This is a genomic window from Bacteroidales bacterium (assembly GCA_021157585.1).
Classification (GTDB): domain Bacteria; phylum Bacteroidota; class Bacteroidia; order Bacteroidales; family UBA12170; genus UBA12170.
In genome coordinates, this window is the sequence record JAGGWH010000025.1 from 1 (window position 1) to 16708 (window position 16708).

The 16708-nt window shown below is 35.7% G+C and carries 11 protein-coding genes; 2 read left to right on the top strand and 9 right to left on the bottom strand.

Going from position 1 to position 16708, the window contains the following annotated elements:
* The coding region (locus tag J7K39_01125; protein MCD6178482.1) for a DUF11 domain-containing protein at positions 1-3617 on the bottom strand (3617 nt) is incomplete at its 3' end.
* Positions 3618-4028: 411 nt separating this feature from the next.
* Here J7K39_01125 and J7K39_01130 point away from each other — a divergent pair.
* Complete coding sequence (locus J7K39_01130) at positions 4029-5873, top strand: type IIA DNA topoisomerase subunit B (GenBank protein ID MCD6178483.1); 1845 nt, start codon at positions 4029-4031, stop codon at positions 5871-5873.
* Between the two features lie 110 nt (positions 5874-5983).
* Complete coding sequence (locus tag J7K39_01135) at positions 5984-8416, top strand: Smr/MutS family protein (GenBank protein MCD6178484.1); 2433 nt, start codon at positions 5984-5986, stop codon at positions 8414-8416.
* A gap of 165 nt (positions 8417-8581) precedes the next feature.
* Here the strand turns inward: J7K39_01135 and gdhA are convergent, their stop codons facing one another.
* The 8 genes from gdhA to nuoB all read right to left on the bottom strand — a co-directional run bounded on the left by gdhA (position 8582) and on the right by nuoB (position 16704).
* A complete protein-coding gene (gdhA, locus tag J7K39_01140) occupies positions 8582-9919 on the bottom strand; it encodes an NADP-specific glutamate dehydrogenase (GenBank protein ID MCD6178485.1) in 1338 nt (445 codons plus the stop codon).
* A gap of 185 nt (positions 9920-10104) precedes the next feature.
* Entirely contained in the window at positions 10105-10635 is a 531-nt protein-coding gene (locus J7K39_01145) for a hypothetical protein (GenBank protein MCD6178486.1), read from the bottom strand.
* A gap of 234 nt (positions 10636-10869) precedes the next feature.
* Positions 10870-11331, bottom strand: coding sequence for a CBS domain-containing protein (locus J7K39_01150; GenBank protein MCD6178487.1), 462 nt, complete (start codon positions 11329-11331; stop codon positions 10870-10872).
* Between the two features lie 16 nt (positions 11332-11347).
* A complete protein-coding gene (locus J7K39_01155) occupies positions 11348-12343 on the bottom strand; it encodes a dihydroorotate dehydrogenase-like protein (GenBank protein ID MCD6178488.1) in 996 nt (331 codons plus the stop codon).
* Between the two features lie 96 nt (positions 12344-12439).
* Positions 12440-14248 carry an FAD-dependent oxidoreductase gene (locus J7K39_01160; protein ID MCD6178489.1) on the bottom strand — a complete coding sequence of 603 codons (1809 nt, stop codon included), beginning with the start codon at positions 14246-14248 and terminating at the stop codon, positions 12440-12442.
* Between the two features lie 31 nt (positions 14249-14279).
* Positions 14280-15449 carry a hypothetical protein gene (locus J7K39_01165; GenBank protein MCD6178490.1) on the bottom strand — a complete coding sequence of 390 codons (1170 nt, stop codon included), beginning with the start codon at positions 15447-15449 and terminating at the stop codon, positions 14280-14282.
* A gap of 34 nt (positions 15450-15483) precedes the next feature.
* Complete coding sequence (locus J7K39_01170) at positions 15484-16011, bottom strand: NADH-quinone oxidoreductase subunit C (protein MCD6178491.1); 528 nt, start codon at positions 16009-16011, stop codon at positions 15484-15486.
* Positions 16012-16023: 12 nt separating this feature from the next.
* Positions 16024-16704: an NADH-quinone oxidoreductase subunit NuoB gene (nuoB, locus tag J7K39_01175; GenBank protein ID MCD6178492.1), complete on the bottom strand. Its 681-nt coding sequence runs from the start codon at positions 16702-16704 to the stop codon at positions 16024-16026.
* Between the last annotated feature and the right edge of the window lie 4 nt (positions 16705-16708).

The window sequence follows — 16708 nt, forward strand, 5'->3', positions numbered from 1 at the left end:
ATAGTACCACAATCATCTGAAGCAATTGGTTCCAATGCCATTGCATTATCGAAATCAGTTGGATCAGAACATTCTACAGTACGATCTAAATCACCAGCAAGAGTAGTCCAAATAGGAGCTGTATTGTCTTCAAATTGAATGGTTTGTGTGTGAATAGCTGTATTTCCACATTCGTCTTCTGCAGTCCAGGTTCTTACACTTGTATAAGTCCCAGTGCAAGCTCCAGGGTTTATACTTTCGGTATAACTTACAGTAGCATATCCACAGTTGTCTGTAGCTGTTAGGACTTCCGCAGCTACGATTGTGTTACAATCAACGGTCTGATCCATAGGAAGTGCTTCAACAAATTGTGGTGCAATTATATCTTCAACGGTAATGACTTGTGTTTTGGAAGTTGAGTTAGAGCAATGGTCAGTTAGTGTCCAAGTACGTGTTATTGTATAATTGTTAGGACATGAACCAGCAGTTATTATATCAGAATAAGCAATATCATCGGCAGAAGGATCACAATTGTCTGTTAGGTTACTAATATTTCCTGTTAATGTGGTGTCTAGTGGGTTTTCTGTACAGGAGATTGTAATATCCGCTGGTAAAGTAAAGTCAGGACCAATTACATCTCCAACAATTAACGTTTGTGTTGCAATACTTGTATTTCCAGCAAGATCAATGGCAGTCCAAGTACGGTCTATTCGATAATCATTAGAACAGTTTCCATCGGTTTTTATTTCACTTAAACTGAGGCTTTCTACTCCACAGTTATCCGTCGCATAAGGAATATTAGTAGCGTCGAAAAGAGTAATAACATTGATATCATCAATTAGATTTCCCAGAGTGGTATTAGCAGGAGCACCTTGGATAGCTCGAAAAACGAAAACGGTTGAGCTTTGTCCTGCAGGAATTGGAAAATCAATGGTGTGTATAGACCATCCTGAAGTTGCAGTAGCCGTAAAAAGACCTAAAGAACTTAAGTTTCCCATATCGGGACCCGTAAGAACTTCCATAATATCATCGCTTGTATTTGAGCCCGACATTCTTTTATGATGGGCAAAGCTGATTTGAACTGTTGTTGTTGGAACAGTACAGAATTCTTGATAAAAATCACCGACATTATTTCCGTTAAGCTCAGCGTGTTGGTTTCCGCTGTAAGAGACAACGCCTTCTATTTTACCACTTTTTTGGATTTCGATACGGTTGTCAACAGCAGTAGTACTCCATCCTGAAATATCTGAGGCTAAAATAGAAGCCCAGCTCCCTGAAATTGCGGGTTCTTCAAAATCATTATTTTCAAAAGCTTGGATGCAGTCAGAGCATTCTAAAGTTACATCGGCAGGAACATCATGAATTACTGGTAGTTCAGTATCTGGGCCAACGGTTATATCAAAACTACAATTTACAGTTTGCCCATTGGAGTTGGTAGCAGAGTAACTGATTGTTGTGAGCCCTTCTGGAAAAAGATCGCCGCTATTAAATCCGCTTCCATCTGTTCTTACCACTGGAATAGCTCCTTCACAATCGTCTTTGGCAGTTGGTGTAATAAAGTTGGCTACTGCTCCGCAAACGCCAGTATCCATGGGTAAGTTTTGATCTATTGGGCAATCGATAAAGAGTAAATCACTTTCGATAGTTGAAAGTAAGGATGCGCTATTGTTGGTATAATCAGTTTCTAAAATATCGTTAGAAACGGTGGCCGTATTTGTTACGGAAGGTACAGCTGAACAATCTGGACTTGCTATAAATGTTCTTGTTAGAACATCTACAATGTGCATAGTCGGCACTATTGGCCAAGTGATAGTTCCTGCATTAAAAGTTCCGCCATCAGTAGCAGATACAAAGTTTAAACCTGCAGGAAGAATATTTTCAATGAGCACATTTTCTGAACGGTAGTTGCCAATATTTGTAATTGTTAAGGTATAGGTAATGGCTTGATTAACAGGAGCAGGTTCGGGAGAAGCCGTTAGAGTGATAGTTAAATCAGGCAGAAGTGTAACAGAAATAATCTCGGTTACTTCGTTATTATTGAAATTGATTTCAGTCGTTGAAGTAACTATTTGAGCTGTATTATTGACTAATGTAGTTCCTCCTGAAAAACTGGCTTTAGAATTTATTTGTGCCTCGTAACTTAGGCTCCCAGAAGCACCAGGTGCCAGATCTGGTAATGTAAAAACCAAAGTATTGCCATTATCGGTAGCGCCATTGGGATTGGTAATTGATAAATAGTTTTCATCATAATCATCCGTAATTTCAACATTCTTGGCGGTTAAATTTCCAAGATTGGCATAATTTATCGTGTAAGTGACAATATCATTTGGAAAGGCAGGGTTTGGCAAACCTGTTTTTTGAATGTCTAAATCGGGATAAGATTCTATTAATGTAGTGGTTGAAGTGTCGTCGGCATCATCTGCATTTGTGGCATCAGCTAAAACGTAATTGGTTAGAAGAGTTCCATTAGGAACGCCCATATCCACAAGAACGTTTACTTCTATTTTTGTGAAATCACCTCCCGCTAGTGGGGGTAGAACCCAAATATTATCTCCCGTGGTTGGTGTAGGCGTAGCTGAAAGAAAAGACACCTTAGAATCGTAAGTCTCTGTAACGGTAAGGTCCTCGGTATCTTTATCGCTATAATTGTAAATATAAATGGTATAACTGAGCGTATCTCCTGCTCTAATAGGATCTGTATTGTCTAATTTGGAAAGAAGCAAAAGGGCTTTGTTCGGTGCTGGATTATGAATTTTAGTTTCTATAGTAATCGATTCTGAAGTTGTAGGGCAAATATTCGAAGTTCCAATTACATCTAGGAAATTATAATGATTAGCTGCTGATGGATCGTCCAAAAAAACATCGACATAAAAATAAAAGGCATCTCCCGGTGCTAGCCAATCTGTTTCGGTTAATGGATTTCCGCTTAAGTCGTAAAGGCTAATATCAAGTAATACATCTTCTTGAGGATGCCCAGTTTGTAAGGTGTCTATGGTAAACTTATCGTATATATTTCCTTGATTGATAACATTTACTAGATAACGTACAGTTGAATTTCCATTTGATTTAACTTCTCCTTCTCCCAGTGGTGAAAAAGTGAGAGCACAGTATTGCTCAATTTCTGTTGAAACTGTTTGACTGTTTATTTCTGCACTTTCTTCAAAGCTTTTAATGCTGGCATAATTTTCTGCTGTAATTGGTGAGTCCGAAACGTAGTAGAATGTATTCGCAGCTTGATTTCCGGCTCGTAATTGAATAGTTATTTCTCCTGATTCTGCCCCTAAGGTTGCTAAAGTAGGTATCTCGTTTTTTGTCCAACTTAAAGTGTTTGAAGCTGCATCATATATTCCTGCAGGAAAAGATGAAACATAGGTGTAGCTTGTTAGATCAGGTAGATAATCTGTAATTTCTACTTCTGTTGCTTTGGTGATACCCGTATTGGTATAATGGATAGTATAGCTTATTATGTCGCCAGGGTCTGCACTTATTGAACCAAATTTACTAATGCTTAGATTTTGGGCAGATACTTCACTATTCAAATAAAAGGGGCTAAAAAAAGTAATCAAAACAATTATTACATTGAAGAATTTACTGGGGTAAGTATTCAGTTTTTTAAGGGTACAGAGTTTTTCTACCATAATCTTGTGGTTATTAAGTTAATCCAATTCGATTCGCCCCGAAGTAAAAACAAATAATATTTGTATTGTTATGTAGTTAAAATCCCCTAAATATAGTTCCTCAAATATACGAAATATGCGGACTGATACCTAATTGCAAGAGCTAATTTTTTTTTAATTAAAATTACATTATCTATGTATATTACTCTTAATCAGTAAGTTGCGAATGGAAAATTATTTTACTCCTGACTGGTGTTAAGTTGATCTTTCCAAGAGGGATTAAGAATTTAGTAAATGGGAAGTTTTTCAAATTGAGAAAAAAATTGTTTAATGATTTGCAAATCAGATATTAACAGTTGATGTTTGTAAGTTTTATTGCCCAGAGGCTTTGTCAATTAAGCATTTCACTATTTTTGTAAAAAAATATTTTTTATGGCAGAGAGCTATAACGACGCGAGTGTTAAATCGTTAGATTGGAAAGAACATATCCGTCTTCGGCCGGGAATGTATATTGGGAAGTTAGGTGATGGATCATCTCATGATGATGGTATCTATGTTTTAATTAAAGAGATTATTGATAATTCTATCGATGAGTTTGTTATGGGAAATGGCAAGCGAATTGATGTTGAAATAACAGACCGACAAGTACGAATTAGAGATTATGGTCGTGGCATACCTTTGGGAATGGTTAACGCCTGTGTATCAAAAATGAATACCGGTGCCAAATATGATTCAAAAGTATTTAAAAAAGCTGTTGGTCTGAATGGTGTTGGAACAAAAGCAGTAAATGCACTTTCTTCTAATTTTTCTGTTCAGTCTATTCGTGAAGGCAAATCAAAACGTTCTCTCTTCGAAAGAGGCAAAATTATCAGTGATGGAAAAGCAGAAAAGAGCGAGGAGAAAGATGGCACTATAGTAACCTTTATTCCTGATACAGAATTATTTGGCAATTATCGCTTTATAAGTGATTATATCGAAAAAATGTTGTGGAATTATGCCTACCTCAATAATGGTTTAATATTGAATTTTAATGGCGAAAAAATTGTAGCAAAGAATGGCTTGCACGATTTATTAGTCAACCAAATTGACGGTAAAATTTGCTACCCGATTATACACTTAAAACAAGATGAATTTGAGTTTGCTTTTACGCATACCAAACAATATGGAGAAGAGTACTACTCTTTTGTAAATGGTCAGCATACCACTCAAGGCGGGACACATCAAAGTGCTTTTCGTGAAGCGATTGTAAAAACTATTCGTGAGTTTTATAATAAAAATTTTGAGCCTTCCGATGTTCGTTCTTCCATTGCTGCCACTATGAGCATAAAAATCCAAGAACCTATTTTTGAATCTCAAACAAAAACAAAATTGGGTTCGCAACATGTTGAGCCCGGAGGAACAAGCGTACGAAATTATGTTGGAGATATTGTAAAAACAAACCTCGATAATTTCTTACATCGTAATCCGGAAACTGCAGAAGCTTTACTTCATAAAATTCTGATGAATCAGAAAGAACGTAAAGAAATGGCAGGAATTAAAAAGCTCGTTCGCGATAGTGCTAAAAAAGTAAGTCTGCATAATAAAAAGCTTCGCGATTGCAAAGTTCATTTGAATAGCAAACACGAAAAGAGTCTGGAGACAACTTTGTTTATTACCGAGGGCGATTCGGCAAGCGGTTCAATAACTAAATCGAGAAATGTTGCAACACAAGCTGTATTTAGTTTAAAGGGTAAACCACTGAACAGCTTTGGTTTAAGCAAAAAAATTGTCTATCAAAATGAAGAATTTAATTTATTGCAATCAGCATTGAATATAGACGAAGACATGGATAACTTACGATATAATAATATCGTAATTGCTACCGATGCCGATGTGGATGGAATGCATATTCGTTTACTGCTTCTAACCTTTTTCTTACAGTTTTATCCTGATTTAATCAAGCGAGGACATCTCTATATTTTACAAACACCTCTCTTCCGTGTTAGAAATAAAAAGAAAACATTTTATTGTTATTCACCCGAAGAAAAAGAAAAAGCGCTTCAAAAATTAGGTGCTAATCCCGAAATTACCCGATTTAAAGGTTTAGGAGAGATATCTCCCGATGAATTCAAATTTTTTATTGGTGCCGATATACGCTTAGAACCGGTTATATTACGTGGCGATTCTGCTATTAGTAATTTACTCGAATTTTATATGGGTAAGAATACTATGGATCGCCAAAACTTTATTATTAATAATTTGCGCCAGGAAGAAAACTTGACTTCTGAAGCAAGCTGAAAAGCTAAGAGTGCGATTTAAGAATTAAGAGTGTAAAGTTATTCCACAAGGGCTTTCACTTCATCTTCTTTTCACTTCGCCACTTCTTCTAAAACCGCTACCTTTGCTCAATGATTTATCCACCACAATTTGAAGAGAAAATAGGATTTACTAAAATTCGCGAATTGCTCAACCAAAATTGTATTAGCGATATGGGTAGGCAATGGGTAAATAAATTAAGCTTTAGCAGCTCTTTTTCATCTATAGAATTGTGGTTAAATCAAACCGAGGAAATGCAACAAATTCTGTTGGGCGACCTTGGAATCCCTATACAAGATTATTTTGATTTACGTCCCGATTTAATTCAGCTCCGGCTCGCAGGAAGTTATTTAAAAACAGAACGCTTCTTCGACTTCAAATCATCTCTGAACGTAATCAATCAAATGATTTTGTTTTTTGAGGCAAAACAGCAAGATTATTCACATCTACACCGTCTGAGTTCTAACATAGAAATTGATTCTTTGATAATAAAGCAAATAGATGCTATTTTAGATGAAAAGGGGCAAATCAAAGACAAAGCTTCGGAAAAATTATTTGAAATACGATCCGAAATAAAAAGAGATAGTCGTCAATCGGAAAAGTCAATAAACGAAAGCCTCCGACAAGCAAAGAAAGCAGGATGGGCCAACGAAACTGTTGAAGCAACTGTTCGTAATGGTCGGTTAGTTATTCCCCTAAATGCTGCTTATAAACGTCAAATTCGTGGAGTTATTCACGATGAATCGGCAACCGGACAAACAGTATATTTAGAGCCTGATAAAGTTTTACAACTAAACAATAAAATCAAAGAACTTGAGGCCGAAGAAAGAAGAGAAATACTTCGAATATTAGTTGCTTTTGCTGACTTCCTACGCCCGTCGATAGATTCTCTATTATATGCTTATCGTTTTTTGGGATTGATAGATTTTATTATAGCCAAAGCACGTCTGTCTATTCAACTAAATGCTGTTAAACCCGATTTACGCGATAAGGCTGAAATTCAGTGGTACCAAGCAAGACACCCCTTACTTTATCTTTCGCATAAAGCACAGGGCAAAACTGTTGAACCACTTGATATTCATCTACATAAGCAAGAACGAATTCTTATTATCTCAGGCCCAAATGCCGGAGGTAAATCGGTAGCACTTAAAACCATTGGCTTACTTCAATATATGCTTCAAAACGGATTACTTATTCCACTTAAATCAGCATCAATTGCTGGGATTTTCAAACGTTTTTTTATTGATATAGGCGATGAACAATCCATTGAAAACGATTTGAGTACGTATAGTTCTCATCTATTAAATATGCAATATTTTATATCACAAGCCAACACTAAAACTTTATTTTTAATTGATGAGTTTGGAAGTGGTACAGAACCGATTTTAGGTGCTGCTATTGCAGAAGCTATTTTAGAAGAACTAAACGAAAAAAAAGCCTTTGGAGTTATAACTACCCATTATGCAAATTTAAAGCTTTTACCCACCAACGACAACGGAATGATAAATGGCGCCATGTTGTTTGATACTAAAAAAATGATCCCGCTTTATAAGTTAGTAATGGGAAGACCGGGAAGCTCTTTTACTATTGAAATTGCACGAAAAATAGGATTTTCAAAGAGTCTGCTAAAGAAAATTAATAAAAAAGCAGATCGGCGTCAGCTCGATTTTGAAGAGCAGATACAACAACTCGAAGTGGATAAAAAAACCTTAGAAAAAAAGCAAGAGCAAATTAGCTTAATGGATGAGCATTTAACAGAAACTTTAGAAAAGTATCAAACTCTTTACAGTGATTTACAAAAAGAGAAAAAAGCTATCCTTACCGAAGCAAATAAACAATCGAAAGAAATCTTAAAACAATCTAACCGACTGATTGAAAAGTCTATAAAAGAAATTCGTGAAAATGCTGCAGAAAAGAAAAAGACACAAGAAATCAGGAAAAATATTCAACAGGAAATAACTCGTTTAGAAAGAGAGCCTAAGGTAGAAACACCTGCACAACATAAGACTATAGAAAAGCAAATTGCCAACAAAAAAGTAGAAAAAAAAGTAAGGAAACAAGTTCCGCTTAAAGTTGGCGATTTAGTAGTTATCGATGGTCAAAATACTGCCGGAAGTATAGCTTTGATTAAAGGCAAAAAAGCAAAAGTAGACTTTGATACTATGCAAATGTTTATCGAGCTTACTCGGCTTGAAAAAGTAAGTAAAACACAAGAGCGTAAGCTCAAAAAAGCAAATATTAAGTCGAGTAATATTGCCCAAGATATATCAGAAAAATCAGCCGATTTCAATCCTAATATCGATGTTCGTGGTATGCGTGTCGACGAGGCTTTAATTCATATTCAACGTTTTATTGATGATGCTGTTTTGCTTGGTGTTTATCAGCTTCATATTTTGCACGGCAAAGGAACAGGCGCATTACGTCAGGTGATACAAGAATATTTAAATGCAAATCGTGATGTCAACCGTTATTACGACGAGCATATCGAAAGAGGCGGACACGGAATTACCGTTGTGGAGTTGTAAATTAATTTGATAATTATCATTCTATACTGACCCCTCAACGCTCGACCCTTCATTCCTCTCCATTGTTACGATAAGTCAAGATGATATGAAATATTTATTTAACTAATCATAAAAAACCGCTCCTCAAAAATGAAGAGCGGTTATAAATTGTAAATATATGGTTGATTAAATAACCCCTTGATCCATCATAGAGTTAGCTACTTTTAAGAAACCTGCAATATTAGCACCTTTGGCATAATTTATAAACCCGTCATCTTCAGTACCATACTGAATACAAGCAGCATGAATATCAGTCATAATTGTTTTGAGTTTCTGATCAACTTCTTGAGCACTCCAATTAAATTTCATAGCATTTTGCGACATTTCTAAACCTGAAACAGCAACACCACCGGCATTTACTGCTTTACCAGGACCATAAGGAATTTTCGCATTATGAAAAGCCTCAATAGCTTCAGGAGTACAACCCATATTAGAAACTTCTCCAACATACTGAACACCATTTGCTAATAAAGTAGCAGCGTCATCACCATTTAATTCGTTTTGGATAGCACAAGGCATTGCAATATCAACTTTAACTTCCCAAGGTTTTTTCCCTGCAAAGAATTTTGCTTCAGGAAATTCCTCGGCAAATGGAGCTACAACATCATTATTAGATGCACGCAATTCTAAAAGATAATCTATCTTTTCTCCTGTAATACCTGTTTCATCATAAATATATCCATCAGGACCGGAAATAGTAACAACTTTAGCACCTAATTCATTTGCTTTTAGAGCAGCACCCCAAGCAACATTACCAAAACCGGAAATACTAATTACTTTTCCTGCAATAGTATCATTATGGGCTTTCATCATTTCATTCATGAAATAGATTCCACCAAAGCCTGTAGCTTCCGGACGAATTAATGAGCCGCCCCAGTTTCCACCTTTACCTGTAAGAACACCGGTATTTTCGCGAGCTAATTTTTTATACATTCCGTATAAGAAACCTATTTCACGACCACCGACTCCAATATCGCCGGCAGGGACATCAGTTTCAGGACCAATTAAACGCCATAATTCAAGCATAAAAGCTTGAGAAAAACGCATAATTTCAGCATCTGATTTTCCTTTAGGATCAAAATCAGATCCTCCTTTACCTCCACCCATAGGCAGAGTTGTTAAAGAATTTTTGAAGATTTGTTCAAAACCTAAAAACTTAAGAATACTTAAATTCACACTTGGGTGGAAACGTAATCCGCCCTTATAGGGACCAATTGCGTTATTAAATTGAACACGATATCCAAGATTTACCTGAACATTACCGCTATCATCAACCCAAGAAACTTTAAATGTAAGAATTCTGTCAGGTTCAACTAAACGTTCAATAATTTTTGCTGATTCAAATTGTGGGTTTTCAGCCAAAACATCCTTAAGAGATTCTAAAACCTCTCTAACCGCTTGGAGGTATTCCAATTCACCGGGGTGTTTGGCCTCCAAATTGTTCATGATTTGTTCTAAATTCATTACTGATTTTTTTATAAAAATTGTTTTGTTATTATTTTCACAGGGCAAAGGTATTCATTTTATTTATAAGCAATGATTTTCTTTATTTAAAACGATTGCAAACATATTATCTTGCTGATTTAAAACTAATTACGTTAATAATTTATATTCAATACAGACTATTCTTAATTAAACCGTTTTTTAACTTACGCAAGGTCCTGAATAGCTGCACTTTCTGCCTCTATTAAAGTCTTAAAATCGGATAAAAATTCTGAGTCTTCAAAATTCACATCACTAAGTGCTTTTTTAAATTGTTTTGAGTCGAATAAGAACTCTCCTTTTTTACTTATTTGAGAATATATAAAATGTATTTCGGGATAAGTTACAAACAACATACTCAAGAAAACAGCAACACTTCCAAAACGCAAACGAGTTTTACTTTTTAGCGAATAATGAACTTCTATTAGATTTCCTGTTTGATTATGGGATAACATTCGGAAACTACCTTTATTTTCTTTACTGTTTTGTTGCAAGAAATAAAGTGCAGGAAAGTTTTTCATTGCACGCAAATTTTCAACCTTCATCAATTCAATATCAAACTTTTGTCCATTATCTCGAATCAGCAATTCAAGTTTATCGTCTTTATCATTTTCAACAATATACATTTCAATCATATCGGCTTTTGCCTGAATACGATCATTAACACATTGGAAGAAATAAAAAGCTAAGTCTTTCATTTATTATTTTTCGATACAAATATACAGAGTCCTTTTTAAGCACGTAATTTTTGTCATTTCAAGTGTAACGAGAAATCTCATTTTTCAAAAACATATTTCTCTCCGTCGGGCTTTGGCGTAAACTCAGTCGAAAGCTGACGGATCGAAGATGAATATTAGCTATGTTTCTTACCGTACAAAAAACAAAAAAGCTCCACTTTATTGTAAAGCAGAGCATAATTTTAATTCTAAATTCTATTTATAAGCGTGTACTCCAAATGGATTCTTAATATATTCGCGCAATAGTTTTGCTTCTGATTCCGAAGTTTCTAACACAGCACGTAAAACATCTTCAATAACAATAATACTAACTATTACATCACCATCCAAAATAGGTATATGACGAATATGCTTATCAACCATAGCATGCATTAAATAAGCACTTGTGTCTTCCATTTTGCCAACAACAATATCTTCTGCCGAAGTCATAAGTGTTTTAACCAAATTTGTTCCATCAAGAGTTTTTCCAGTTTTATAACATTTGTATAAAATATCTCTTTCGGAAATAATGCCAACCAATTCTTCATTACTATTTACAACTAATGCCGCACCAGATCCTGTTTCATCAAGACGTTTAACGGTTTCGTATACAGAAGAGTCTTCCGTAACCGTTACAACCATTCTTCCTTTGTTTTCAACTATTTTTGAAACTAACATAAATTCTCCTTTTTATTTAAAAATTAGTAAAATCTGCATCAGAAAAATATTTCATAAACTGTGTTCTTTCAAACAGTATTGGTTTACGAATATTTTTCTGGCTCAATTTACCAATAAAATCTTTAGTTTCATCATATTTTTTTGAATCCATCCAATTTTCAAGGCTTTTATTCATTTCGGTAATAACTTTTGATCCGTTTTTTATAATACTCGAAACAACTTGAACTGCTTTTGCTCCAACAAGCATATTTTTAATCACAGACTCACCATCAACAATACCTGTAGAAGAAGCCAAATCACAAGCTACTTTAGGAGCTAATATTCCCATCCAACGCAAGACCATGCTATTGTCTACTGCCAAACTATTAAAAGACTGATTAATTACTTTTTCTTTTTCAATATCTACATCAGGCGAATAAAAACGATTGAAAAGAACCATTCCTTTAATATCTGTTTGACTTAAACGCATAAAAAAGTTAGCTACTCCTGAAAAATAATTACTCATTTTTACACTCACTGGAATAGAAACAACATCACTTATTTGGTTAATGATATCAAAATAAGATTTCTCATAATCGAAACCTGTATATTCAGTATCGGCGGGCAAAACAAAAACATTCAATTCTAAAGCATCGGCACCAGCATCTTCCATTTTAAGGGCAAACTCAACCCATTCGCCATGACTCATGCAATTGATACTTGCAATAATTGGAATATCGACTTCATTTTTACAGGATTTAATTAAATCCAAATAATCGCCTATATTTTTTTGCTTAGTGTAATAAGTTAAATAATTTTCAGCATCACCAAACGAATCGTACATATTATTCACTCTTTGAGCATCAACATCCATTATGATTTGTTCTTCAAAAAGCGATTTTAGAACTACTGCTCCAGCACCAGCATCAGCTAACTTTTTAACTTTCTCTACAGAATCGGTTAAAGGCGAACTACCTACAATAACAGGACTTTTCAGCGTTAAGCCCAAATACTTTGTTGAAATATTTGCCATGATTTACTTAAATTATTAACTTATTCTCTAACAATTAATATATGATTTTCAGAATAATGTTTCGCCTTTTTAGCGAAACACTATTCCAAAACTCTATTATTTTGCTGCTTTAAAATCTATTCCCTGAATAAAATTATCGATACCAATAGCCGCTTTATGACCGTTGGCAATACCATGAATTACATCAGGACCTTGAATAATATCGCCACCCATAAAGAACCATTTAACACCTGTTTGAAAGTATTCATTTGTTTGAACACGTCCACGTGGACCAAATTCAATATTCTCTTTAAATTCATCGGAGATATATGTTAAATCCATACCCTGACCAATAGACTCAATAATCTGAACACCAGGCCAGAATTCTTTTACATCCATTGAACATTGGGGATTAAAACGTCCGGTTTCATCAAATAGAGAATTACATTGAACAACATGCAAACCTGTTGGAACACCATCTTTAATCTCGATAGATTGAGGAGCCCAACCGGGGTTGATAATAGCACCTTCTTCACGAGCTTCAACAACTTCTTCCCTATCGGCAGGCATAACATCTTCTTTTTCTAAAGATGTTGCAATAATATTTACTTTACCGTATTTTACTTTTTGCATACGAGCTAAAGAACGTGTAATATCCATAGCAACATTACCTCCACCAATTACAACAATAGATTCTGCTACTTCAATTTCTTCACCGGCAGTAATCTTATTTAGCATATCTGTTGAAAAATAAACATGCTCATTATCTGATCCCGGAATTCCGGTAGAACGACCTAAATGCAAACCTGTTCCGGAAAATACAGCATCATAGTCTTTTCCTAATTGCTCAAGGGTAATATCATCACCAATACGGGTATTATATTTAATATCTACACCTAAGGAAAGTATATAATTAATATCCTTATCAATCTGATCGTAAGGCAAACGATACTCAGGAATACCATAACGCATCATACCTCCTGCTTTAGCAAATTGCTCGAAAATAGTAATATTATATCCCATTTTAGCAAGATAGTGAGCAGCAGATAATCCCGAAGGACCAGAACCGATAATAGCAATTTTCTTATCGTTATTTTCTATATCGTTAGTATCAAGGATATCTTTATACTTATCACTTGGAATTTGGTCGGCAATATAACGTTTCAACCAACGGATGGATAAAGGATCTCCTTTATGCCCGATAGAGCAAACGGTTTCACATTTATGAGTACAAATACGTCCACAAATTTCGGGTAATGGGTTCGTTTCATAAAGAACACGCATTCCTTCTTCTATATCGTCATTACGAACAGCTTTGATATATTCAGGAATACCCATATGTGCAGGACAAGTTGCAGTACAAATACCACATTCCACACAACGATCTGCTTCTTTTTGAGCTTGTTCTTTGGAATAACCTTTCACCATTTCTATAAAAGAATCGCTTCTTTCTTCAGGATGAAGGTGTTCCATTTCAACTCTTTTCAAACCGTAGAATTCATAATTACCTTCAGGTTTTTTCCAGCCTTTTTCATTTTCATCCCAGTCTTTTTTATCAACACCGGGGGTATATCTAAACTCTTCAGCATCTGTTGCCACCCACGTATATTCATTGGACAAAGTCAAAGAATTAGTAGTACATACATCAACACAAAGTGCACACCAGCAACAACGGCCATAATCGATACGAGGGCGCAAACCACTATCTCCATCAACAGGATCTTTATAAGGAACCAAATCAATAGCCTCATTCTCACAAATATCTTCACAAGTACCACAACCTATACAGACATCCACATCATTTTTATGGAAACCACGATAGCGTTCAGCTCCCGGACGATCGTTAAAAGGATCTTTAACAGTAACCGGATCCTTAGCAACCCTTTTCCAGGCGGTAAACGGACTTAAAACATCTTTTATATTCATTTCAAATACTTTTTAATCAAACAATAACAAGCTATCTCTCTATTTCGGGTGGACAAGTAGCCAATGAAACCATAATTCCAGCTGTATCTGCAATATTTGCATTAATCAACAATTTCTCCAACAACGCATTAGCGTGAGTATAACTTGGACCTTTAAGATTTACACGACGTGGTTTATCACTACCATCGGTAACCATATACATACCATATTCTCCTCTTGAACTTTCGCATTTCTGATAAGTTTCTCCTTTAGGAATACGCCAATGCATAACATTTGGCGTTTCTGCTCTGATATCACCTTTATCCGGCATTTTTGCCATTATCTGACGAATCAAATCTACTGTTGTTTGAAGGTCGTGCCAACGAACGCGACTACGAGCATATACATCTGATTCAGTAGTTGTAAAAGGCTCAAAATCCAGTTCAGCATATTTTAAATAAGGATGTGTTTTTCTAACATCACGCATAACACCAGCAGCACGAGCAGATGGTCCATAAACGCCATATTTTTCAATCCAGTCTCTTGGAATAACACCTAATCCAACAGCTCTTTGCTTAAAAACAGAGTTATTGTACATCAAGTCATCGATATTTTTCACAAACTCATCAACTAACTTTAAGTTCTCTTCCATACGTTTTTTAAAACCATCTGGCAATAAACCACGAACACCGCCGGGGATGATATACATATGGTAAACACGACCACCTGTTAATTCCTCAAAACGGTCGAGAATAAGGTCGCGAATATAGTTACCCCACTGATAACCTAATCCCAAGGCAAAAGTTCCTCCCTGACCAGGAACACCACGTAACAAAACTTGTAAACGTGCCATTTCCAAGGCCAATGTTCTTAACCATTGAGCTGTTTCGGGAACTTCAATACCTCCTAAGTCTTCTATACTTGCTGCAAGAATATATTCATTTGGATCCGGTTCAGCTACACACATACGAATACAGGTTGGGAAACACTGTATGAATTTACGTCGCTCCATAAGTTTCTCGAAACCACGATGAAGGTAACCTACATGAGTTTTTGATTCTACAATTTCGTCACCACTAACAGTTAATTCTAACGACATATTACCCGTAACACCGGGATGTTGAGGGCCTTGCCAAATTTTTAAAAATTTATGCGAGCTCAAATCAATGATGGGCTTACCGTCTTCTCCCATTTCAGGATATAAGCTCCTGTCCGGGTTCATCTGAAATAATTTTTTTATATCCATCGTTCTTTCCTTAATCGTTAGGGTACATTTTAGATTTCATATAAGTTGCAGGATCGTTTGATTGACGACCAGGACGTGGGAAGTATGTTTTTTCCGCATATTCCTTGGTTTTAAAATCACGACGATATGGTGGTAAATCATCCCAGCCTTCCAATATAAAGGGTTCTTCTAAGCGTGGACTTCCCGGAAAATCAATACCAAACATTTCCCTTAATTCACGCTGATAAGTCATCATATTTTCCCACAAATGGTGAGCAGACTCCATAGTTGCATTTTCGCGATCAATCATAACACGAACACCAATTTCGGTTAAGTCCGTTGGATTATTCAACAGATAAGTCAACTGAAAAACACCATCTTCGAGCCAGTCAACAGCAGTTAAAAGTGTAAGGTCGGTATATTTACGATAATCGCGCAAATAGGTAACTAAAGCGATGGCCTGCTCTTTCTCTACAGTAATAAAAGCCAAATGATCAAGCTTCTGGATATAATCCGAAGTCTCAAAACGACTTTCTATATCTTTAATTAAATCTATCATAATTGTATTATTTTACCAGTTGTAATCCGGCATATTCCAATCCTTAATAATTTTCTTCTGATTAGCTTTATACCAATCGAAATTTTCAGCATACTCATTAGCTTTTTCGGCTTTACCAGCTTTGATAAGCTCTTTTAGTTTAACAAAACCAGCTAATAATGCTTCCGGGCGAGGCATACAACCTGCAACATACACATCAACAGGTAAATAAGCATCCAAACGATTAATGGTATTATAACTGTCGTAATACATACCTCCGTTTATCGTGCAACTACCAAGAGCCATAATATATTTAGGACTTGGCATTTGTTCGTAAGTACGAATAACACGTTTCAATGTTTTTACGGCAAGATAACCTGATATTATAAAAACATTTGATTGACGAGGTGTAGGACGCATTTGCACTCCATAGCGGAACATATCAAAACGAGGAGTTACCAAGGGTGGAATCTCTATACTTCCACAGCCTGTTCCAAATCCAAGTACCCATAAACTTTCGGCACGAGCCCAGTTTAGAAATTTTTCAACAGGACCACTTTTTGGTTTTAATACTTCAGGACGGTCTTGACAAAAATAATCTTTTAATGGGTCAATTTCTACTGTGCTTCCGTCAGGAGCAACAACTGAGCGTTTTTCATTTTCAGGAGCAAGGAATTTGTCTACATCCAAGTCCTCAAATTTATGTTTATTCATATCT